This is a genomic window from Sutcliffiella tianshenii, assembly GCF_016908565.1.
Taxonomy (GTDB): domain Bacteria; phylum Bacillota; class Bacilli; order Bacillales; family Bacillaceae_I; genus Sutcliffiella_A; species Sutcliffiella_A tianshenii.
Genome location: NZ_JAFBED010000017.1, coordinates 32,655 through 55,642, shown reverse-complemented (window position 1 = coordinate 55,642; position 22,988 = coordinate 32,655). Strand labels below are relative to the sequence as shown.

The 22,988-nt window shown below is 45.1% G+C and carries 23 protein-coding genes and 2 tRNA genes; 2 read left to right on the top strand and 23 right to left on the bottom strand.

What is annotated here, in order from left to right; genetic code table 11:
* Positions 1-458: 458 nt before the first annotated feature.
* From lysS to spoIIE, 19 genes are all read right to left on the bottom strand, one after another.
* Positions 459-1,949 (bottom strand): lysine--tRNA ligase, encoded by a 1,491-nt coding sequence (gene lysS, locus JOC95_RS20555; RefSeq protein ID WP_204419976.1) that lies wholly within the window; start codon positions 1,947-1,949, stop codon positions 459-461.
* Between the two features lie 183 nt (positions 1,950-2,132).
* A complete protein-coding gene (dusB, locus tag JOC95_RS20550) occupies positions 2,133-3,131 on the bottom strand; it encodes a tRNA dihydrouridine synthase DusB (protein ID WP_204419974.1) in 999 nt (332 codons plus the stop codon).
* The gene (locus tag JOC95_RS20545) at positions 3,131-3,364 is read right to left on the bottom strand and encodes a helix-turn-helix domain-containing protein (protein ID WP_204419972.1); all 234 of its coding nucleotides are present in this window, start codon (positions 3,362-3,364) and stop codon (positions 3,131-3,133) included. Before JOC95_RS20545 ends, dusB begins: the two co-directional genes overlap by 1 nt.
* Positions 3,316-3,837 (bottom strand): 2-amino-4-hydroxy-6-hydroxymethyldihydropteridine diphosphokinase, encoded by a 522-nt coding sequence (folK, locus tag JOC95_RS20540; protein WP_204419991.1) that lies wholly within the window; start codon positions 3,835-3,837, stop codon positions 3,316-3,318. Before folK ends, JOC95_RS20545 begins: the two co-directional genes overlap by 49 nt.
* Positions 3,834-4,196, bottom strand: a complete 363-nt coding sequence (folB, locus tag JOC95_RS20535; protein WP_204419988.1) for a dihydroneopterin aldolase — start codon at positions 4,194-4,196, stop codon at positions 3,834-3,836. The genes folK and folB overlap by 4 nt, the downstream gene beginning before the upstream one ends.
* A complete protein-coding gene (gene folP / locus JOC95_RS20530) occupies positions 4,189-5,043 on the bottom strand; it encodes a dihydropteroate synthase (protein ID WP_204419970.1) in 855 nt (284 codons plus the stop codon). The genes folB and folP overlap by 8 nt, the downstream gene beginning before the upstream one ends.
* Complete coding sequence (gene pabC / locus JOC95_RS20525; protein WP_204419968.1) at positions 5,015-5,920, bottom strand: aminodeoxychorismate lyase; 906 nt, start codon at positions 5,918-5,920, stop codon at positions 5,015-5,017. The genes folP and pabC overlap by 29 nt, the downstream gene beginning before the upstream one ends.
* Position 5,921: 1 nt before the next feature.
* Positions 5,922-6,503 carry an aminodeoxychorismate/anthranilate synthase component II gene (gene pabA / locus JOC95_RS20520; protein ID WP_204419966.1) on the bottom strand — a complete coding sequence of 194 codons (582 nt, stop codon included), beginning with the start codon at positions 6,501-6,503 and terminating at the stop codon, positions 5,922-5,924.
* Positions 6,500-7,927, bottom strand: a complete 1,428-nt coding sequence (locus JOC95_RS20515; RefSeq protein WP_204419964.1) for an anthranilate synthase component I family protein — start codon at positions 7,925-7,927, stop codon at positions 6,500-6,502. Before JOC95_RS20515 ends, pabA begins: the two co-directional genes overlap by 4 nt.
* 123 nt (positions 7,928-8,050) lie before the next feature.
* Complete coding sequence (gene cysK / locus JOC95_RS20510) at positions 8,051-8,977, bottom strand: cysteine synthase A (RefSeq protein ID WP_204419962.1); 927 nt, start codon at positions 8,975-8,977, stop codon at positions 8,051-8,053.
* A 105-nt stretch (positions 8,978-9,082) separates the two neighbouring features.
* Positions 9,083-10,012, bottom strand: a complete 930-nt coding sequence (locus JOC95_RS20505) for a peptidyl-prolyl cis-trans isomerase (RefSeq protein ID WP_204419960.1) — start codon at positions 10,010-10,012, stop codon at positions 9,083-9,085.
* Positions 10,013-10,021: 9 nt separating this feature from the next.
* Complete coding sequence (gene hslO, locus JOC95_RS20500; protein WP_204419958.1) at positions 10,022-10,903, bottom strand: Hsp33 family molecular chaperone HslO; 882 nt, start codon at positions 10,901-10,903, stop codon at positions 10,022-10,024.
* A 21-nt stretch (positions 10,904-10,924) separates the two neighbouring features.
* Positions 10,925-11,698, bottom strand: a complete 774-nt coding sequence (locus JOC95_RS20495; RefSeq protein ID WP_204419956.1) for a type III pantothenate kinase — start codon at positions 11,696-11,698, stop codon at positions 10,925-10,927.
* 267 nt (positions 11,699-11,965) lie between these two features.
* On the bottom strand, positions 11,966-13,900 hold the full coding sequence (ftsH, locus tag JOC95_RS20490; RefSeq protein WP_204419954.1) for an ATP-dependent zinc metalloprotease FtsH: 1,935 nt from the start codon (positions 13,898-13,900) through the stop codon (positions 11,966-11,968).
* A gap of 84 nt (positions 13,901-13,984) precedes the next feature.
* Positions 13,985-14,533, bottom strand: coding sequence for a hypoxanthine phosphoribosyltransferase (hpt, locus tag JOC95_RS20485; RefSeq protein WP_204419952.1), 549 nt, complete (start codon positions 14,531-14,533; stop codon positions 13,985-13,987).
* Positions 14,534-14,555: 22 nt separating this feature from the next.
* Entirely contained in the window at positions 14,556-15,950 is a 1,395-nt protein-coding gene (gene tilS / locus JOC95_RS20480) for a tRNA lysidine(34) synthetase TilS (RefSeq protein WP_204419950.1), read from the bottom strand.
* 154 nt (positions 15,951-16,104) lie between these two features.
* A complete protein-coding gene (locus JOC95_RS20475) occupies positions 16,105-17,151 on the bottom strand; it encodes a protein kinase domain-containing protein (RefSeq protein ID WP_204419942.1) in 1,047 nt (348 codons plus the stop codon).
* A complete protein-coding gene (locus JOC95_RS20470) occupies positions 17,117-17,854 on the bottom strand; it encodes a VWA domain-containing protein (protein WP_204419939.1) in 738 nt (245 codons plus the stop codon). The genes JOC95_RS20475 and JOC95_RS20470 overlap by 35 nt, the downstream gene beginning before the upstream one ends.
* 75 nt (positions 17,855-17,929) lie before the next feature.
* Positions 17,930-20,416: a stage II sporulation protein E gene (spoIIE, locus tag JOC95_RS20465; protein WP_204419986.1), complete on the bottom strand. Its 2,487-nt coding sequence runs from the start codon at positions 20,414-20,416 to the stop codon at positions 17,930-17,932.
* Between the two features lie 301 nt (positions 20,417-20,717).
* Here spoIIE and JOC95_RS20460 point away from each other — a divergent pair.
* Both JOC95_RS20460 and JOC95_RS20455 read left to right on the top strand, forming a co-directional pair.
* Positions 20,718-20,794, top strand: a tRNA-Met gene (locus JOC95_RS20460).
* Positions 20,795-20,803: 9 nt separating this feature from the next.
* Positions 20,804-20,875 (top strand) — tRNA-Glu (locus tag JOC95_RS20455).
* A 162-nt stretch (positions 20,876-21,037) separates the two neighbouring features.
* Here JOC95_RS20455 and JOC95_RS20450 read toward each other — a convergent pair.
* The 4 genes from JOC95_RS20450 to yabP all read right to left on the bottom strand — a co-directional run bounded on the left by JOC95_RS20450 (position 21,038) and on the right by yabP (position 22,926).
* Positions 21,038-21,499: a S1 domain-containing RNA-binding protein gene (locus tag JOC95_RS20450; RefSeq protein WP_204419938.1), complete on the bottom strand. Its 462-nt coding sequence runs from the start codon at positions 21,497-21,499 to the stop codon at positions 21,038-21,040.
* A gap of 87 nt (positions 21,500-21,586) precedes the next feature.
* A complete protein-coding gene (locus tag JOC95_RS20445; protein WP_204419937.1) occupies positions 21,587-21,970 on the bottom strand; it encodes an FtsB family cell division protein in 384 nt (127 codons plus the stop codon).
* A 15-nt stretch (positions 21,971-21,985) separates the two neighbouring features.
* Complete coding sequence (yabQ, locus tag JOC95_RS20440) at positions 21,986-22,624, bottom strand: spore cortex biosynthesis protein YabQ (RefSeq protein ID WP_204419936.1); 639 nt, start codon at positions 22,622-22,624, stop codon at positions 21,986-21,988.
* Entirely contained in the window at positions 22,621-22,926 is a 306-nt protein-coding gene (gene yabP / locus JOC95_RS20435; protein ID WP_204419935.1) for a sporulation protein YabP, read from the bottom strand. Before yabP ends, yabQ begins: the two co-directional genes overlap by 4 nt.
* Positions 22,927-22,988 lie beyond the last annotated feature (62 nt).

Below are 22,988 nucleotides of genomic sequence, written 5' to 3'. Positions count from 1 at the left end.
AGGCACGCCGCCAGCGTTCATCCTGAGCCAGGATCAAACTCTCCAATAAAGAGTTTGAGCTTATGCTCAAATGTTGACTAGCTTATGTTACATAAATCATTTATGGTTAACCTCGTTAAAGATTAACTTAGACGCTGTTGTTTTGTTTAGTTTTCAAAGATCATTTTCTTTCGTCGTCTCTCTCAAGGCGACTTTATTATCTTACCAAAATCATCATTCTGTGTCAACAACTTTTTTCATTTCTTTTTTTGAAGAAACGCTGTCGTTCGTGACAACGTTTATAAATATACCACCGTACAACCCTAAAGGCAATAGCTTTTTGTAATATATTTTACGAAACCTTAATGTTGTAATAATCGCATTATTCTAAGCAGAAAATGCCAGCAAATCCCACTGGAAGATATATGTCTCTGAGCAACAAAAAAGGACCCTTCTCCGGAAGAAGGATCCCTTTTCTATTAACGGTGTCTCATTTGCGGGAATAATAATACATCTCTAATGGAAGGAGAATTGGTTAATAGCATCACGATGCGATCTATACCGATTCCAAGTCCGCCTGTAGGAGGCATTCCGTATTCCAGCGCCTCAATGAAGTCATGATCCATTTCATGCGCCTCGTCGTTTCCTTGCTCTTTTTCCTTAAGCTGCGCTTCGAATCTTTCCTTTTGATCGATAGGATCATTCAACTCCGTGAAGGCATTTGCATGCTCACGTCCTACAATGAACAATTCAAAACGATCTGTGAAACGTGGGTCTTCGGCATTTTTCTTTGCTAGTGGGGAGATTTCCACCGGATGGCCATAGATGAACATTGGCTGTATAAGTGTTTCTTCCACTTTCTGCTCGAAGAACTCATTCAGGATGTGTCCGAATTGCATATGCTCGGTCACTTGGATGCCGTGCTCTTTTGCAAGGGCATGCGCCTCTTCGTCCGTCATTTGCTGCCAGAAGTCTACACCCGTGGCTTCCTTCACTGCGTCAACCATGTGCAGTCGCTTCCACTCCGGAGTCAGATCCACCTCTGTATCGGCATACATGACTTTTGTGCTGCCAAGAACTTCTTTGGCAATATGGGCAATCAGATTTTCTGTAAGATTCATAATGTCTTTGTAGTCCGCATACGCTTCGTACAGTTCGATCATCGTAAATTCAGGGTTGTGTCTAGTGGACACACCTTCATTACGGAATACACGTCCAATTTCATAGACTTTCTCAAGTCCACCGACAATCAGGCGTTTCAAGTGAAGCTCTATGGCAATTCGCATATATAGCGTCATATCCAAGGTGTTGTGATGTGTGATGAATGGTCGTGCAGAAGCTCCACCCGCGATAGAGTGCATCATCGGTGTTTCCACTTCCAGATAACCATGGTCATCAAGGTAGCGACGCATGGATTGAATGATTCTGCTTCTCGCAATAAACGTCTCTTTGCTTTCCGGATTTGTGATCAAGTCAAGATAGCGCTGACGGTATCGTTGCTCCACATCTTTCAGTCCATGATATTTTTCTGGCAGTGGACGTAATGCTTTTGTCAGCAATTCAAAAGAAGTGGCTTTAATGGAAAGCTCGCCAACCTTAGTTTTAAAGATCATGCCTGTAACTCCGACAATATCCCCGATGTCAGCTGAGTTGAATGTCTCATAGGCATCGTCTCCAACCGCATCTTTACGGACATATAACTGGATTTGGCCAGTCAGGTCCTGAATGTGGGCAAAGCCCGCTTTCCCTTTGCCGCGCTTAGTCATGATTCGGCCTGCGATCGTAACCGAGATTTCCTTTGTATCCAATTCCTCTTTCTCGATATCTCCGTATTCAGCAATCAGCTGTTTTGAATCGCCTGTACGCTCAAATCTAGTTCCGAATGGATCTAAACCTTTATCACGGTGCTTTTGCAGCTTTTCACGTCTCACCAATAACTGGTCATTCAAGTTTAATTCTTCTTGACTCATCGCACTCAACTCCAACTTCATAATTATTCTATGTACATGTCTCGTTACATATCTTTTAACACGTTCCATCTATTACTATATCTTATATTTTCGCCAACTATAAATAAAGCTAAAACTGCCAGCATCCTACTGGCAGTTTAGAAGGGTAATCTAGGGGTATTATAGGATAGCCTCATGGGCATGTCAAATTACCTGGATGTTCAATTCCTCTTGTTCTTTTTCTTCGACCATCCTGTCTATAAGACTGACAAGATCAGATCTTGTATTGCATTCATTGATGCCGTTGCGCGTCTTTGCATTCCCACGGATCCCTTTGAGGTACCACGCGGCATGCTTGCGCATTTCACGAACGGCAACATTTTCACCTTTCAGGTCGATCAAACGATCCAGGTGAAGCTTGCATACGTCCATTTTTTCACGAACGGATGGTTCTCCTACCAGCTTGCCTGTTTCAAGGTATTGCACGGTACTGTAGATCATCCACGGGTTGCCTAGTGCGGCACGGCCGATCATCACACCGTCCACTCCCGTTTCCTCGAGCATCCTTTTCGCATCTTGAGGGGTTTCTACATCGCCGTTTCCGATAACCGGGATTTTCACGTTATCTTTTACTTGCTTAATGATGCTCCAATCCGCATGTCCTTCATACATCTGGACGCGGGTACGTCCATGTACCGCTACCGCCTGTCCGCCGGCACGCTCCACCGCTTGGGCATTCTCGATCGCAAAGATATGCTCCTCGTCCCAGCCGGTACGCATTTTGACTGTAACCGGTTTGTCCACTGCATCTACTACCGCAGAAACCATTTCGTAGATTTTGTTCGGATCGAGGAGCCATCTTGCCCCTGCATCACATTTTACGATTTTCGGGACCGGGCATCCCATATTAATATCGATAATATCAGCAGTCGTATTTTTATCCACGAATTTTGCCGCTTCTACTAATGTATCTTTTTCGCCTCCAAAAATCTGAAGGCTTAGCGGTTTCTCTCTTTCATCGATGTAGAGCATGCCCATTGTTTTTGCGTTTTTATAAAGAATGGCTTTGTCGCTGACCATCTCCGCACAAACGAGACCTGCTCCGAATTCTTTGACCGTCAAACGGAATGCTGCGTTACATACTCCAGCCATCGGTGCCAGTACCACTTGGTTTTTCAATGTAATATCACCGATTTTCAACACTAGCTTTTGACCTCCTCTCTTGTTCTTAGTTCTGGTGGTGTCAATTCTTCTAACGGAACCTTCAGTTCTGCCGCTATGGTATGAAGGAATTCTTCTTTTGGCATACGGTTGCCGCGTTCCACCTCTCCAAGTACGGAGACAGATATGTTTAGATTTTTAGCAAAGGCTTCTTGGGTATATCCCTTCAGCTTTCGAAACGCACGGATACGTCTTCCCCATTTTTCGGCTTCCATACTTGTACCCCTTCTCTATCTTGTAATTCAAGAAGTGCTTCTTCATCTATAATTTTTGGGATAGCTGCCCTATCCGCAATCTCTATCAACGGAACCAATACAAAAGCTCTTTCCCACATTCTCGGATGGGGAATGATTAGCTCTTCATTTTCAATATTTTCTTGGTTATACAATAAAATGTCAAGGTCTAAAGTTCGAGGACCCCACCTTATCTTTCTTTCCCTGCCAAAAAAATGCTCTATTTCTTGCAGGACCTTTAATAATTCAAGGGGGGCATACGAGGTATTCACTTTAATTACCATGTTCAAAAACTTTTCCTGATCGGTATAGCCGACCGGATCTGTTTCATATATGGAGGAAGTTCTCTCTATATCCACTTCCTTATCCTCTTCCAACTTTCTGATTGCGCGGTACAGCAATTCCGCACGGTCCCCTTGATTGGACCCCAGTGCAATATAGGAAGTATTCATCAGCCTCTGCTCCTTGTGATCTCCACCGCCACAGATTCATAGTGTCCCGGTATGGGAGGGTCCGGCTTGATCGCCTTGATTGTGCAGCGTTCAATAATAGGAAAGTTTCCCAGTACTTCTGATGCAATGCGTTCAGCAACCGTCTCGACCAATTTGTGGGTTTCCTTTTCCACCACCTGCTGGCATGTGTTGTAGAGGTCTGCATAATTGACCGATTGTGTCAGGTCGTCCGTTTGTCCTGCTTTGGAGAGGTCCAGCTCCACCATCAGATCTACCACAAACCTCTGACCGAGCTTCGTCTCTTCCGGAAAAACACCATGGTATCCGTAAAACTTCATCTGATTCACATAGATTTTATCGATGAGTGCTCCCTCCCCTTTGCAGCATGCTATCCATCATTTGGGCCATTCTCTTGATTTCTTTTACATCATGCACACGGACAATCTGACAGCCCTTCTGTATCCCAAGACACACAGTAGCCCCAGTACCCTCCATTCTTTCCTCCGGAGGAAGATCCAACACATGTCCGATGAAGGACTTTCTCGAGGTTCCAAGCAAAACCGGGTACCCAAGTCCGGTGAAATGTTCGAGCCTTTTCATCACTTCAAGGTTATCTTCCTGTGTTTTGGCAAAACCGATACCCGGATCCAGAACAATGTTCTTTTCCTGTACACCTGCCTGTTTTGCGATTGTGATGCTTTCATATAGGTCACTGATCATATCAGGAATAAGCTGGGCATAGTCCCGCTCTTTTCGGTTGTGCATCAAAATGATCGGTACCCCGTATTCGGCCGCAACCTTTGCCATCTCGGGGTCCGCTTTCGCCCCCCATACATCATTGATGATGGTCGCACCAGCCTCAATGGCCCGCTTTGCCACTTCCGCTTTATACGTATCGATGGAGATCGGCACCTTTATTTCTTTTGCCAATGCAGAAATGATCGGAAGGACCCGCTCGAGCTCCTCCTCCACTTCCACATACTGGCTGCCGGGCCTGGTCGATTCCCCGCCGATATCAATAATATCCGCCCCGTGCCCGATCAATTCTTTGGCACGCGTTACCGCGGCATCTAGATGATTGAATTTTCCGCCGTCCGAAAAAGAATCCGGGGTGGCATTCAGGATACCCATGATGAGCGTTCTCTCTCCAAGCGGAAGCTCGTAGGGACCGCACGTTAATTTATTCTGATATAAGTTTGTCTTTGCCATTTTGAATATCAACCCTCTTTGCCTGTTGGTAGGACTGCAGCTGTCTGTAGGTACTTTCTTTATAAAGCTCTCTTAACCGTTCGAATAGGGAGTGCCAGCCCGCTTTTGGGAATTCAACCTCATCCACTTGATTGATGCGGACCATTTCCTGTGTTGAATTGGTCACAAACACTTCCTCGCTGTGCAGGAGCTCATCTTTCGTAAAAGTCCCCTCTTCCACTTTGACTCCAAGCAGCCTTGCCAAGTGGATCACATATTGCCTTGTTACCCCATTCAGGATTCCCGTGGAAATACTTGGAGTATAAAGGGTACTGTTCTTCACCCAAAATATATTGGAGACAATCCCTTCGGATACATAGCCCTCTCTAGTTAGGAAAATGCCCTCTGTATCTGCAAGATTCCCGAGTTCCCGTTTTCCTAAGAGATTATTAAGATAGTGATGCGATTTAAGACGAACAGATCCCTCCGGGGTATTGCGGGGAATCTGCAGAAATATAGCTCTTCTTCCTTCATCCTGAACCGGGGCAACGGGTCTTGTGAATAGAAGGGTGGAAGGCCTTGTATAGGTTTCATTCGGCAGCCCCCAATTACTGATGCCTGCTGTTACGTTCAGGCGAAGGACACCGTCTGTCAGATTGTTTTTTTCAAGTGCTGTCCCGATCATTTGCAGAAGGGAGTCATCATCTTCCTCCCATTCTATATAAACGGACGCTAGGCCTTCTCTTAACCTTTTCAAATGGTCTTGAAAAAGAAAGGGGGATCCTTGATAGGTCCGAAATGTTTCAAAAAGCCCTACTCCATATAAAAATCCGTGATCCATGACAGGGATGCTCGTTTCTTCAAGCCCTTGCCATGCTCCATCCTTGTAGACAATCATGCTACACCTTCTTTACAGAATAGGTATCGATGAAGTTGCGCAGCAATTCCTTACCGACGGAGGTCATGATGGATTCCGGGTGGAACTGCACCCCTTCGATCGGCAGCTCTTTATGGCGGATTGCCATAATTTCGTCCTGGTCGGTCCATGCCGTGATTTCAAAGCAGTCCGGCAAGGTTTCTTTTTTCACGATCAAGGAATGATACCTTGTTGCGGTGAAAGGATTGGCAAGGGTACGGAAGATTGTTTTTTCATCATGATGCATTTCCGAGGTTTTCCCGTGCATCAGCCTTTCTGCGCGAACAACATCACCGCCAAATACCTGGGCAATGGACTGATGCCCCAGGCAGACGCCAAAGATCGGCTTTTTTCCTGCAAAATGCCGGATTACATCCAAGGATATTCCCGCTTCATTCGGAGAACAAGGACCGGGGGATATCATCAGGAATTCCGGGTCCATTTCCTCTATTTCCTGTATCGTTATTTCATCGTTTCTTTTTACAACAAGTTCTTCACCAAGCTCCCCCAGATACTGTACAAGGTTATACGTGAAGGAATCGTAATTATCAATCATTAAAATCATACTCTCACCTCAGCTCGTAATTTTTGCTCTTCTTCGCTCAACTCTTTTGCCTTCCAAAGCGCTGCCGCTTTTTTCAGGGATTCTTTGTATTCTCTTTTTGGAACAGAATCGATCACCACACCTGCTCCTGCTTGCACATAGGCCATTCCATCCTTTGCAATCATCGTCCGGATGGAAATATTCAGTTCCATGTCACCGTCATAACCGATCCAGCCTATAGAACCAGTATAAACAGAACGCCTTACCGGCTCAAGTTCTTCAATGATCTCCATCGTCCGGACCTTAGGTGCACCAGTAATGGTCCCACCCGGGAACGCAGCTTCAATGATATCATCCACATCTTTATCCTTCGCTAGGACTCCCTGGACATTGGAAACGATGTGCATCACATGCGAATACTTTTCTATGGCCATGAATTCATTTACTTCCACCGTGCCGTACTGACACACCCTGCCAAGATCATTGCGCTCCAGATCCACCAGCATCACGTGCTCTGCGCGCTCTTTTTCATTTTCTATCAGTTCCTTGGCCAGCTGCAGATCCTCGGCATCCGTCTTTCCACGGGAACGGGTCCCGGCGATGGGCCTCGTACTGACAACATCGCCTTTTTTCTTTACTAAAAGCTCCGGAGACCCGCTCACTAGCTGGAAATCGGGAAATTGCAGATAGCCCATATATGGAGATGGGTTTATTTTTCTCAGTGCAGTATAGATTTCCATCGGATGGGTCAAAAGCGGCTCCGCTTGCCTCACAGAAAGATTCACCTGGAATACATCACCTTGCGCGATATACTCCTGCACCTTCACTACCGCATCCATGAAGGATTCTTCTGTAAAGGAAACCTCCCTGTTTAAGGAAGTGCTGGCAGCTGCATAAGGATAGATGACAGACTCCATCTCACTGCTCCACTGTTTTTGGTACCTATCCAGTGCTTCTTCAGCAGATCCCTCTTCCCCTTCTTGTACATGGACAATCATGTAAAGGCACTTTTCCTCTTTATCGTAAACGAACACATCGTCAAACAACAGGAAATACAAGTCCGGTATGGCAAGATCGTCTTCGGAAACAGTAGGGAGGTCTTCAATGAACCTTACACAATCATAGGTCAAATAACCGATGGCACCACCTGTAAAGTCAGGAAAACCCTCAAGTTTCTTTGAGGCCCTCGCTGATACGAACTCTTTCAGCTTTTTTAAGGGTTGGCCATTCACTACTTCTTTTTTCCCCTCATTATCTGTGATCTCAAGTGTGGTATCCTTTCCCTTCAATGAAGCCACGGGGTCCAGACCTATGATACAATACCTCCCGCCCCGGCCACTTTCCAATAGAATATGATAAGGTTTATGTTCAGCCAAAGCTTTATATCGGGTGAACCATTCATTCTCATCCAAAGAGATCTTTCGTCCAACAGGTACTTTTTGCATTCTTGCTGTCACGCTCCTAACTTGCATATTACCTATATTCTACATGAAATTTGTCGATTATTGCACTTCAATAAATCTATAAAAAAAGGAAAACAGTTCATGCCTGTTTTCCTTTAACATTTCCTATTCTTCAAATTGATATAACGCGGTACTCAAATAGCGTTCCCCGTTGCTTGGAATGACCGCTAAAACCTTTTTGCCTTCGCCAAGCTCCCTTGCCACTTTCAATGCGGCAAAAATGGCAGCCCCGGAAGATATCCCGCCAAGTATACCCTCAGCTTTTGCAGCAAGCCGGGCATACTCGAAAGCTTCCTCGTTTTTGACTGTAATAACCTGATCATAGATCTCCGTATCCAGGATGGAAGGAACAAAGCCCGCTCCGATCCCCTGGATTTTATGCGGCCCAGGCTTGCCCCCTGAAAGAACGGGAGAATCAGTAGGCTCCACCGCTACGATCCTGATGCCCGGGTACGTTTCCTTCAGCACTTCCCCTGCACCGGTGATCGTACCGCCTGTTCCGATCCCTGAAACGAAAGCATCAAGCTGCCCGCCCATCTGTTCCACAATCTCTTTCCCAGTCGTTTTACGGTGAATTTCAGGGTTGGCTTTATTATTGAACTGCTGTGGCATGAAGAGGCCCTTTTCCTTGGAGATTGCCTCCGCTTTTCGGATTGCACCACCCATGCCCTCTGCACCCGGTGTCAATACCAATTCCGCTCCATACGCACGAAGCAGGTTTCGGCGTTCTATACTCATTGTGTCAGGCATGACCAAGATCGCCTTCAGTCCTTTGGCAGCGGCCACCATCGCGAGACCAATCCCGGTGTTACCGCTGGTGGGCTCGATAATGGTATCTCCCTCTTTCAAAGTCCCCTCTTCGATCGCCGCATCAATCATTGCCAAAGCAATTCGATCTTTGACGCTGCTACCAGGGTTCATAAACTCAAGTTTCAGGTAGATATCCGCCATACCTTCTTCAACAATTCTATTCAGTCTTACTATGGGTGTTTGCCCCACTAACTCATCAATGGAATTTGCCACTCGTACCAATTGAACTCCCCCATTCGTTTAAAGCTTAGTGTTCTTGTCGGAATTACTTCCATTTAACACCACTTAATCTGAATTGTCAATTTATTTGCATCGACGTTTTTCTTCCTATTGTGCGGAGGTTTGATTCCATTCCACTCCAACCTCTTCCCAAAAAATAGAGGGATCGGCCGTTCCTTCCATATGCTCCAAAGCTAGCTGCCGTCTGATCTGGTCCTTCACTTCTTTATAGGAATATGTAACACCTTCAACCTTTTCATGCAAATACAACACCACATAATGGCCATCTACAGATATCGCATCGCTCCAAGAAGCATTCTTCATCCCTTGCGCTTCTTCAAGATAGGCGCTTGGGTACATTTCTGTTTTTGCAGAAAGGAAACCAAGGTCGCCACCTTGATTGGCGGTAAGCTCATCCGTTGAAACTTCCATCGCAAGGGAGGAGAAGCTAGAACCGCCTTTAAGGTCTTTAATGACGGCCTCCGCTTCTTTTTTCGTCTCCACTACAATGTGCGAAAGGTGAAAAGCTTCATCCAGGGCGAATGTCTCTTTGTTTTGTTCATAGTAGGATTCCATTTCCTCTTCCGGAATGGTTACATCCTTTACAAGCAGCTCCTCCAGTAGCAGGCTTGATTTGATCTGTTGCTTCACTGCTTCTTCTGAGGATGTCTGAAGCATCGGGGAACGGGTGTACATGGTTTTGATCATGTTCCATTCCCTTTCCACCGCTTCATCGGATACCGTGATTTTATATTTTTTGGCCATCTGCCTGACGACTTCCTGGTTCACCAATGAACGGGATACTTCATGGCCATACATCTTTTCCAATTCTTGAAGCAATGCTTTTCTCGTGATTGTTGTATCACCGACAGTGGCCACCACATTATCATTGCCATTGACAAAGGCTGCCGCTTCCGATGCCTCTTTCAGTGAAAAAGATTGCTTGGCTAAAAAGGCCAAGGTCAAACAGTTGATAATGACAAGTCCAAAAATGATATTCCATAACCACTTTCTCTTTAAATGCCCCTTTTGCTGCATAAATGTCACCTAACCTTTAACTTGCTCTCTCATACTTTCTAGCTCTTCTTTGGAGAATTTGTAGGATGAATTACAGAAATGGCACATAGCCTCAGCTTGACCATCCTCCTCGATGATTTCCGTGATTTCCTGCTCACCTAATGAGATGATGGCACGTTCAAACCGTTCTTTGGAGCACTGACATTTGAATTCCACCGGCAACGTCTCCAGGAACTTCACATTTTCCGCACCTAATATTTCATTCAGAAGTTCTTCAGGTGTCAGCCCTTTTTCAATCAGCTTCGAAACAGGTGTCATATTGTTTATCTTTTCTTCTATCACTGTGATGGTTTCCTCTGATGTACCCGGCATCAATTGGATGATGAACCCGCCTGATGCAAGGATCGAGTTATCCGGATTAACCAATACCCCTACTCCGACTGCAGAAGGAACCTGCTCAGAGGATACAAGATAATAGGTGAAATCCTCACCAAGCTCTCCCGAAATCAATTCTGTCTGGCCGGAGAAATGCTCTCTTAAGCCAAGGTCTTTTACAATCGAAAGGTTACCGTTCGTTCCCACTGCACGCGCAACATCCAATTTACCATGCTGATTCAAATCAAAGTGTGTTTGTGGATTGGTCACATATCCCCTTACCTGTCCCTTTGCGTTACTGTCCACGAGGATGACCCCGATCGGTCCCCCACCATCGATCTTTACGGTAAGTTTGTTTTCTCCTTTTAGCATTGCCCCAAGCATAACAGATGCGGACATCGCTCTTCCGAGTGCAGCCGAAGCGGTCGGCCATGTTTGATGGCGCTTTTGAGCCTCCGATACCGTGTCTGTTGTTCTTACTGCATACGCGCGGACTTGCCCTTCAAAGGCGAGTGCTTTTACTAGATAGTCTGACATGGTTGTTGCTCCTTTCTAATCTCAATCTTCTTTTGTATTCTTTGTATAAATCAAATGTAATCCTTTAAGTGTTAAAAACGGGTCGACAATGTCGATGACATCCGATTCATTTCCGATAAGGGAAGCGAGTCCGCCTGTTGCGATGACTTTAGGAGGAATAGGAGATTGACGTTTCATCCGTTCCACTATTCCCTCCACTTGCCCTACATATCCAAAAAGGATGCCTGCCTGCATGGCACTTACCGTGTTCTTCCCTATAACACCTTCAGGTCGGGCAATCTCGATTCTTGGCAATTTTGAAGCTCTGGAATATAGGGCCTCGGTTGAAATGCTGATACCCGGTGCAATCGCTCCGCCCATGTACTGCTTGTCCTCATTAATGTAGCAATAGGTGGTAGCTGTTCCGAAATCAACAATGATCAATGGGCTCCCATATAGATGGATACCCGCTACCGCATTGACGATACGGTCTGCCCCGACCTCCCTCGGATTTTCATACTTTATGTTCAAGCCTGTTTTGATCCCAGGTCCGACTACTAATGGTTTTAAATGAAAATATTTCTGGCACATTCTTTCAAGAGAAAACATGATTGGCGGTACTACGGACGAAATGATGATTCCTTCAAAGTCCTTGAAGGAAAGGCCGACATGCTCCAACAGGGATTTGATGATCATCCCAAATTCATCCTCCGTCTTATTCCGACTCGTTTCCACTCTCCAATGATGCTTAAGTTCTTCTCCTTCGTATACACCAATAACAGTATTTGTATTCCCAACATCCAAGACAAATATCATTATAATCCCCACTTTACTAACTATTTACATGGCTACATCATACCACACAACGCCTTATTCAACTCCAGAAAAAATTCTTATTCCTCGGGAAATACACAAATCGACAAATCTCATCACATAATGCTCTGTTTAACACCGCTGTTGATTTCCGCACTAGGCGCAGGAGTCTCCGCCTATTGCTCCAATCAACAGCTAGAATACACATAATAAGTAATCTTGTATAACTAGCCCCATAAAAAAAGATGCCTGGGACCAGGCATCTTTTTGTTATTCTTTCTTATCGTCAGTTGTATCCAATTTGTCCGCTTCTTTTTTAGTGTTGATGTTCACTTTTACATCATCTTGGCCATTGGCTTGTGTTAAAGGAAGGTCTGGTAGTTTTCCTTTTTCCACAAGGTGCTTGATTTGATCTGCATCAAGTGTTTCAACCTCTAATAAAGTCTGGGCAACAAGCTCAAGTTTATCGCGGTTTTCTGTAAGGATCTGTTTTGCACGCTCATAAGATTCCTTGATGAAGCGCTGGATTTCCATATCGATCTGATGTGCAATGGCATCACTGTAGTTTTGCTCGTTCTGGATATCGCGTCCAAGGAACACTTGGCCGCCTGAAGCCTGGCCGAACTGTAACGGTCCAAGCTTTTCGCTCATACCGTACTCCGTTACCATTTTTCGGGCAATGCCAGTCGCGCGTTGAAAATCGTTATGCGCCCCTGTACTCGCTTCTCCAAATACTAATTCCTCTGCTACACGTCCGCCCAACAATCCGACGATCTTGTCTAACAGCTCTGGCTTTGTCATGAAATAGCGATCTTCTTTCGGAAGCATCACCGCATAACCGCCAGCCTGCCCGCGAGGAACGATGGTAACTTTATGTACCATATCCGCTTCATCAAGGACGACACCGATAATGGTGTGGCCTGCTTCATGATAGGCGACGATATTTCGCTCCTTCTTGGAAATGACTCTGCTCTTTTTCGCCGGACCTGCAATGACACGGTCAATCGCTTCATCAATATCAAGCATATCGATTTTCTTTTTATCATGTCTTGCCGCAACCAATGCAGCTTCATTTAACAGGTTTTCCAAATCGGCACCTGAGAAGCCTGGTGTACGCATCGCAATGGTTTTCATATTGATGTTCTCATCTAAAGGCTTGTTGCGGGCATGTACTTGAAGTACTGCTTCACGGCCTTTAAGATCGGGACGGTCCACCGTGATCTGACGGTCAAAACGTCCAGGACGCAGTAATGCAGGGTCAAGGATATCCGGGCGGTTCGTTGCTGCGACAATGATGATTCCCTCATTGGCACCGAAACCGTCCATCTCGACGAGCAATTGGTTAAGCGTCTGCTCACGCTCATCGTGACCTCCGCCAAGTCCCGCTCCACGTTGACGACCTACTGCATCGATTTCATCAATGAAGATGATACATGGTGCATTTTTCTTTGCATTTTCGAACAGGTCACGCACACGTGATGCACCGACCCCTACGAACATTTCGACGAAGTCAGATCCACTGATCGAGAAGAATGGCACGCCAGCTTCACCGGCCACCGCTCTTGCAAGCAAAGTTTTACCTGTACCAGGAGGACCCACCAAAAGGACCCCTTTAGGAATTCGTGCGCCAAGCTCAGAGAATTTTCGAGGATCCTTCAGGAACTCTACTACCTCTACAAGCTCTTGCTTTTCTTCATCCGCACCGGCAACATCTTTGAACTTCACTTTTTTCTTTTCTTCACTGTACAGCTTCGCCTTACTTTTACCGAAGTTCATCACTCGGCTTCCGCCGCCTTGTGCTTGATTGAGCAAGAAGAAGAATAGGATGAAGATGATGACGAAAGGAATGATGGAAGTGAAGAAGGTTACCCAACCGCTCGTTTCTTCCGCTTTTTCCACTTTCATGACAATCTTGTTAGCTTCAGCAATAGTTTCCACACGTTCCAGGGCACTAGGACTGTTCGGTACGGCAGTGACAAACGTCTTGCCTTCTTCTGCACCTTTGATTTTCCCGCGCACTTCATAGACGGAACGAGTAGGTTGTATGGTGAACTCTTCCACTTTATTCTCTTCAAGATTTTGGATGAATGTATTATAGGTGATCGGGTCTTCTTTCGAATTAGGGCTGTTAAAGAAACTCACTACCCCAATGACCACTAAAAATATCAGTAAATAAAATATGGTGTTTCGAAATATTCTGTTCATCCCTTACCTCCTCCCACGATAGACAAACTAAACCAATAGTATCATAGAAAATTAATCCAATTCAAGAAATCAGGTTTTTGATGTTTACTCTTCGTTATTTGTGTAGATTTCAGGTTTTAACACTCCGATATAAGGGAGGTTGCGGTATCTTTCTGCATAATCGAGTCCGTAACCCACTACAAATTCATCCGGTACGATAAACCCGACATAATCAGCAGTAATATCAGCTTTTCTTCCGCTAGGCTTATCTAACAATGTAACGATTTTTATGGTTTTTGCTTTGCGGTAGCGGAAAAGCTCCACGAGATAGCTAAGAGTCAGACCACTATCGATGATATCCTCGATGATCAGGATATCCCTGCCTTCAACAGATGTGTCCAAATCTTTCAGGATCTTCACCTCTCCTGAGGAGACAGTGGAATTCCCATAGCTTGAAACATCCATGAAATCCATTTCCAGATATGTATCCATACGTTTAATCAGGTCGCCCATGAATGGCATAGCGCCTTTAAGGACACCAATCGCCAATGGAAAACGGTCACTATAGTCTTCTGTTAATCGAGCACCTAATTCTCTTACCTTTGCTTGAAGCTCTTCTTCGCTAAAGAGTACTTTTTCAATGTCTTTGTTCATTTCGTTGTTGCCTCCCAAACTGTTAGCTCTTCTTAATTGTTAAAACTAAAACTGGACCCATCGTTTCCTCTGTGACTTCAAAAGGCGAACGTTTCAACATGGGCACCCATAAAACATTTTCATTTGCATCGACTATAATCGGCCATGAATCCCGCTTTGCAATCGGGATCTTCGCTTCGATAAAGATGCTTTTCAGTTTTTTGGAGCCCGCTGTCCCCTTCAGCTTCATCCGGTCACCGTTGAGCCTCGACCTGACTTGAAGCGGAAATGCTACTTTCGATAAATCTAGGATAGCTTGGTTCTTCTCTGGTTGAACCTCATGATTGTAGTGTGTCCAAACCTCGCTAATGATTACATCATCTGTCGGCAATGTTATCTTCCCAGGCACTTCAATCATGGCACGAAAGGGAATGGCCCTTTCATTTTCAAATGAAAACGTGCAATCATTGTAGGACCGAGTAACCTGCAGATCATCAGGGAAATGTAACATTCCAGAAGGGTGTTCGCTTTCCAATAAGGATAACAAATTATCAATATGTATAGAGGAAAGAGATGGAGGAATTTCATTATTATAGAGATAGTTTAATATTAGTTGAAACCCTCTTCTTTGTAAAGGTTTTGCCATTAAAAGCAAAGGTTTTATCCTTAGGACCACTCTGCTTTCATTTTTGGTTTTAATTACTTTATTCCATTCTTTTTTGGTTAATTCCTCCAAATAAGAATTGTCATCTTGTAAATGCTCGCTGAAGGCTTGGAATTTCTCATTCAAGGAAGGAAATTCATCTTTCAGCAAAGGAAGGACATGATGCCTTAATCTGTTCCTGCGATAGGCATCCTTATCATTGCTTGGATCGTGACGGTAGGAGAGTCCGTTTTCCTTCACATAGTCCAGCACTTCCTCCTTGGTGACAGAAAGGAGCGGGCGGATGATCCACCCTCTGCCGAATTGGCGCTTCGGCAGGATCCCTGCATATCCTTTGATGGAGGAGCCCCTTCCCAACCTCATCAACATCGTTTCCACTTGATCATCTCCGTGATGACCAAGTGCCAGGAGGTTCGCTTGGTGCTTTTCCATCACTTCCTGATAGAAGGAGTAGCGACACTTTCTTGCTGCAACTTGTGCACTCCATTTGTTTTCCCTTTGGTATGACAACACATCGATCTGTGATGCTTCAAAAGGAATGCATCTTTTTTCACATTCCTCCTTCACAAAAAGCATATCTTCCTCCGATTGCCTTCCCCTGAACATATGGTCCACATGGGCAACAATCAGTTCCAAATGCTTTTCCACCCGGATGGTGTCAAAAAAATGCAATAGACTGATGGAGTCTGCACCGCCACTGACCCCGATGACCACCTTGGAACCTTCAGGCAGTAAATTATGCTTTTGAATAAAGGCAGAAACATTGTTCCACATATATCATACCCATTCCTTTGAACTTACACGTATAATTTCTCCTTTATCCTACCACTTGAGGCAATAGCCTGCAAAATAGAAGCTCGTTCCGTTTACCGGTAAAAAACTCCATATCCCTTTATACCCATTCCTCCTTGCCCTAAACGCCATCAGATCAGAGCAATGTTCCATATATATAGAAAAAATATGCGGCAAGCACAATGGTGATCAGGACACTTGTTTCAATAAAGCCTTTGGACTTGCTTTTCGCCGGTACCACCTGTCTTTGTGCGGTCTGCTGATGTGCCCGGTTTTTTTGCGTACGATTTTGCTTACGATTGGTATAGGAAGTTGACGAGCTTTTAGGGGATGCTTTTGCTTTAGCCTGCGGTGCGGCATATGACTTGGCATCGCTCATCGCCTGGAGAAAATCCCTTTTCATTTCGATTGCAGTGGCATACTCGCCGGTCAAAGCCCTGACAAGCACCTTTTCATATTTGCGCAGCCAAAGATTTCCCTGTATATAGGAGGACAGCTGCTTGATTCCGCCCTCTCCATTCTTTTGGAATTGCTTCGGGTAGCATGTATGGATCATGATCATCGCAACAGCAAAAAGGTCATAGGTCGGTTCTGCTTTTCTAGAGCCCAACCCCCAATAGCCTCTATCGAAGAACTCGGTAAATTCCTTGATCGCCCTTCCTTGTATTGTGGTCCCACCGACATCAATCAGCCTTACTTTAGGAGGGTTTGCAGTGACAATCAGGTTGTCCGGCTTCAGGTCACCGAAGACCCAGCCTTCCTCATGCAAGGTATGGAGATCGGTCAACAGCTGCAGAACAAGGATGCCTGCCCACTCCATTCCCTTATTCTGAATAAAAGAGAGGAATGCTTCCCCTTCCAGATATTCCATGACATAGAAGGAGAATACCTTATGGCCATTGGCTATTGCCCAATCATCCACATCCAACAAAGAAGGCCCGAGGGAAAATCCCCGGACCTTCGAAAAATGACGTAGGACGTTAACCTCAGAAGTGATGGATGAACTATTTTCACTGATTTTTAGTGCAGCCAACCCATCGGCGCTTCTAGTCAAGTACACGTATCCTGTCGCGCCATATCCAAGCATCTTAAGAATCGTGTAGCTTTTTTTGTGCCATTTCCCGAAGATGTTCGTTCCTTGAGGCAGGTTACCTACCTGATTCTTCATAGTATTGTTCATCATCGGAAATCAAGCTCCTTAAGCTACGCGTTTTCTTGAAATAAGGAATGGCTTCTTTAAGTGCAGGTCCTGTCGGCGTGATTCCCCCTGTCGCCAACTTAGGGAAAATGCTAGACAAGGATTCCAACTTCGGCGTCCAATCCAGGATATTTTCCACCTCCTGGCGCTTTCCAGGAAAGACAAAGGCTGAAAACTGGTTGTCTCCCATTCTGGCATTCAAGCTAAGGGAAAGATCGAGCAGGGCTTCCTTTACCGTCGGAAGCTTCGATTTCATACTTGCGCTCGTATCCACCAGTATCAATACCTGAAGCGATACTGTTTCCCCTAATTCATCCACCACTTCCATGACCTCGCCGCGCTTTTCCGGAGGCAGATCCTCCATGGAAGAATTGGAACCCAAGATCTGCTGGAGCTCTTTGTTGATTACACCCTGCAAGGTTTGGGTCATTGCCTTTCTCGTCACCATCTGTACGGTCTGGGACAAGTTTTTCGCATAGACGATCTGACTGACCCCGCTACCTGACAATGCAATGCCCTCGATTTCCTGCATGCCTCTTTCATCTATCGTATCTTCATCCATGACCCCAATGACATTTACCGTAATATCCTGCTCCTTGGCAAGGGCTGCCATCGCAATCGGATCTTCCCCCGAGTTCGAGCACCCATCTGTGATCAGTAGAATTTGCTTTAACGTTCCTTTATACACGTTTCGTCCCCTCCTAATGCGTATAATTTACATTAGCCATCATGGACGAAATCACATGGATTTATACCTTATATTTCACAACGCCTCCTTCATTCCCTGATTTTTTGATAGATAGTGATAGGCAGGGATCGCTGCCCATTTCGGGATGTTCCTCTCTACTTTTGCCACCACTACCGTCATGTCATCCTGTATCTGCCCCGAGCGGGTTCTGATGACCTCCTCCATAATGATATCTGCCACTTCCTGCGGATCATCCGTCTGGATCTCCGACACCTTCCGTTTCATCCATAGATCATAGTTCTCTACATGTTTAGGACCCTCAAAGATTCCGTCACTCATCATAATGAGCAAGTCTCCGGCCTTCAGCTGTTCGCTGACGACATCCACATCGAATTCCTGAATAATACCCATCGGTAGGTTACTGGCTTCTATTTTTAATACACGGTCCCCCCTCTTGACGAAGCTTGGCGTGGATCCGACCTTCAGGAACTTGGCAGAAGCGTCCTGAAGATCTATCATCGCAAGATCTAACGTCGTAAATATTTCATCGGTCGTCCGCAACGACAGGACGGAATTCACCGATTTTATCGCGACCTTCTCTTTAATTCCCGATTGCAGGATTTCCTGTAATAATTTTAAGGTTTCTTTGCTCTCATAATGCGCCCTCTCCCCATTTCCCATCCCATCACTGATGGCGATGGCGAATTTTCCATGTCCCAACTCTATTGTGGAAAAACTATCTCCCGATATAAGCCCTCCCCCTTTTGCTGCATGCGCCACTCCTGTATCTATCGTAAATGCTTTCGCAGAACCGAATGATACGTAACAGTATCCATTGTTGTCTGCATTACACTCTTCTTTTTTCACCATAATATTTTCATTCAATATATCTGAAAGCATCGGAGCAATGAGCTTTTCACATTCGCCTCTTCCCTGGCAATAAGGAACAGTCATTTCAATATCGACATTCCCTTGCTCGACGCTGTAGATTTCCACTTGTTCAATTTGGATACCGAACGCTTGCAGCGCATCTAGTATTTGGTCTTCCTGGAGATAATGGTTCTCCCGTTCCCGTTGAATTTCTTTCGCAAAATCCTCCATCACCTGGGATACTCCCAATAATTGATCGGCTACCAACCTCCTACTCTCCATTAATTGTTTTTTCAGCTTTTCACTCGCGTGGAATTGGGTTAACTCGTGCTTGATGACTGTCTTCACTTTTTCGGATTTTACACAATGGCGATCCCACTCCTTTTGTAGTTTGACGTTTAAACTAATAGTCCCCTCCTCGGTGTCCTCCATCAATTTCGTCATATATTCATAGGTTTTATGAAAATTCTGGGTCCAGCACTGGTCCTTCTTAAAGCAGTTCTGACACGTTTTTTCCGTCACATTGCTCAAGAATAGATCCATTTCCTGCTCGGAATCAGGCTGTTCAAACTGAAACTTGGAAAAGCTGCTCGACAGCGCCTGGAATACATGGGAGAACTGCTCGACCCTGTTGGCTGTCACATCCCGTATTTTCCTTAGGTACTGCTGCTGTTCAGCATTATATTCCGCGGTACCCGGGATGAACTTCGCCAGATTGGAAATGGCTTTTTGCGGGGTTAGTAAAAAGAGTACCACCGCCGTCATCGATTCAAGGATGGTCGGCATCAGCATATTGGTCCCCTCGCCATAAATGCCGATCAAAAGAGTCCCGAGGAGCAGTCCCACGGATACACCAAGCTTATTCCCTTCTCTCAGCAGGCCCCCTAGCAGCCCGGCGAAAGCAAGCAGGCTCATCTGGTATAAATTCGAGACGGTGGCAAGGCTCAAAATCAAGCCTGTTACCACACCGACCGTCGATCCGATCGTGGCACCGGCGACAAACGCAAAGATCAGTACGAGGTATCTTGATAAAATATGTTCAATGGCCATGTCGTACATGGTCCATCCGATAGTTCCTGTCAGTACAGATGCCAATAGGATGATGAGGCAGATGATTTCTTCGGTCTTGAATGCCTGCCGCTTCTTTCTCATCATGATCAGCGGGATACTTTGAAAGAAGATAAGTGTCAGGATGAAGCCAAGCCCGGCTTCGACCCCGATCATCATCCAGTCATAGGCCACAATCCCGGTTGTAAAATACAGCATGGCCGACTTGGAAAGGAATGCCGACAGGAAGACGAGAAACGGTAAAGCTTTAAGCGCTTCGAACTTCAATGCCAGCGTCCACCTGAACAGGAGCACAAAAAGAATCATCCCGCCGAACACATAAGCTGCCGTCATAAGCGATACCGTACTCGATCCGACAAGCAGCGCTATCAAGGTCAGGCCCGCACGCTTCTTTTTCATAAAATAAACTGCTGCAAAAAATGGCAGGGCGAATGGCGTCACTTCTCCGAGTATCAGGGCCCGTCCCAACAAAAATCCGATAAAGACCAACAGGAATCCTTGATGAAACAGAATGGATGCAATCCTGCTCCTGGCATTTTGAATATTTCTCGTCAGTCCCTTTTTCAGCTTCCCAAGTTGAACATTGGAAACCGGCTCCCCCATATTCCCTTCTATTCTCTCCATCATATCCACTCCCGTTTCGGTTCATTGAGGTCATTATACAAAGGAAAAAGGAAAAGTTTTGTCAAACGAGCAGTGGCGTTCCTAAAAAACGTTCGACGTAATACAAGGAAATCGGGGAAAAGCTGTCACAAAAACATCGCATTTGCTACTGGTGCCCATCAGTTTTTGTAAATTCGCTACGCATAACCATGGATAATGTTCTAATTATTCTTACATTTTTAAAATGTATTGACATATATTTAATATCTTAGTAATATATTTTTTGTGCCTAATACGCACGCATATGACAACTTATTATTTTGGCGGTGTAGCTCAGCTGGCTAGAGCGTACGGTTCATACCCGTGAGGTCGTGGGTTCGACTCCCTCCGCCGCTACCAACTTAATAAGGCCCATTGGTCAAGCGGTTAAGACACCGCCCTTTCACGGCGGTAACACGGGTTCGAATCCCGTATGGGTCATACAATTCAGCTGTTTCCGGTTAGTTCCCACTAATCGGAGGCAGCTTTTTTGTTTTTTTATTTTTTTAATCCGCAATAAATACAAAAAGCACGCCCCATTTTCTGAGGCGTGCTTCATAACGTTACACGTACGTTTATATATATGTGATGTTCAGCAGCAAGTTAGCCCCTTTTAGCTCCACGACCTCCACGTTTTGATTCCGTGCTGCGCTTCAGGGATGTCAAACGATCTTCGCTATCCTTTAAGAACCTTGCCATTTTTTGCTCGAAGTTTTCCTTTGGACGGAATTCTTCTCTTTTTCTTGGTGGGCGTCCTCCTTGGTTAGGACGGTTTTGGTTATTTGGGCGTTGAGTCGGTTGAGCGGAACGTGGCTGAGGCTCACGGTAAGTATCGCTTGCCTTCTTAATGGAAAGACCGATCTTGCCGTCCTTCTCCACATTGATGACCTTCACTTGTACCTCGTCGCCAACTTTCAAGTGGTCGTTGATATCCTTCACATAGTTGTCTGCAACCTCACTGATGTGAACTAGACCGGTTGTTCCTCCTGGCAATTCAACAAACGCGCCAAAATTAGTTATTCCTGTTACCTTACCCTGTAACTTGCTGCCTACTTCGATTGACATAAAAAAAATGCTCCTCCTTAAAATCATAAAAAATAAATCACTTTACCTATCATTATACCTAGAGCAAGTGAGGTGTCAATACAACGACTAATCCGTTGAGGAATCCTCTGGTAAATTAAAGATGATTTCCCCGTCCTCTGACATGAAATAATCCCTGCGTGCGATCTTCGCAATATATTCATCATCGTTCAGCTTCACAATCTCTTCTTCCAAACGCTGCTGTTCTTTTTGCAACTGTACTAACTCCTGTTCCACCGCTTCTTTTCTATCCTGTTTTTCCTGCAAAATAGCCCTTTGCTCCAGAAGCGTCTTACCCATAAGAATTCCAAAAATTACTACAACCAAAAAGAATAATGACAAACGGCGATAAAGTCCACGGCGTTTTTTTTGCATCAGTATATGCTGTTCTTGTTTGGCGTCTGAATAGTCCGAATGGATTTTTGCTATTTTTTCGTTTCTTGCCGCGCTCATCTTATCATTCCTCTCCTAGCGCTTTTTCCAGAAATTCCTTACTCTATTCATTATACTATGTTTCCTATTCTTTACTAGTGAGAAAAATCCTGCAAATTTCTTGAAAAGACTTTGTAAATATTTTTTCCAGGCGTTCGGAAGCAGTTTCCATCCTAGCATACTGATCCATTTGAATGGTAGAGTACAAAGTTTGATTATTTTCCATACCAAAAGAAGCAAAAATCGCCCCACGGAGTAAACGGCTTTATAGATTCCTACTAAAATAAGAATAATAGCTTGTACCAATAATTGAACGGGCTTCACGATCAACATCTTCACCAACTTTTCCAAAAAGCGGTATAAGCTGATCGATAAACGAATCAAGGACTCTAGCAAACTTAAATACAAGTATCGAAACAAGGCTTGATACGCTGCATAACCACAAACCAGGGCAATGAGGATATAAAACCGGAGCTCTCCTTCGTTTACGAGAAGCAGAAAATAGAAAGTAACCAGTCCCTGCAAGAGCCAAAAGAGAAGGTCGTGCAGGAACACGATCCATCTCGCCCTTTTGTCTCTTTTCAAAAACCTTCCATACGTATCAATGGCCGCTCCAAGATACGCGCCTGTCCCGATCATGGCAAGCATGGTGTAAAGTTGAGTGGTCAGGCTCATTTGAACAACTTACTAAAGAATCCTTTAGCTTTCTCTCCTTGTTGGTCGTCGAGGTAAATGATCTCCATGATCTTGCCTTTGATGGAGACTACCCCTTTTTCCACATCCAGGTTCTTCATCTGGAGGTTTTGGCCCCGGACAGATAAGAAGCCCATGACCGTCTCAAGCAGGAATTCCTCGTTATCGAAGCTTTCCACCTGTTTTACCCCTGTAATATCAAGCAGCCTTCTGCTTCTCATCACGATGTCCTGTTCCTGGACAGTCTGTTTATTCGCCTGATTTGATTCATAGTATTGGTTCATTTTCATCCCTCACCTATCCATTACTTGAAGATAGTACATGTATATGAAAGGGATTCTTTTTT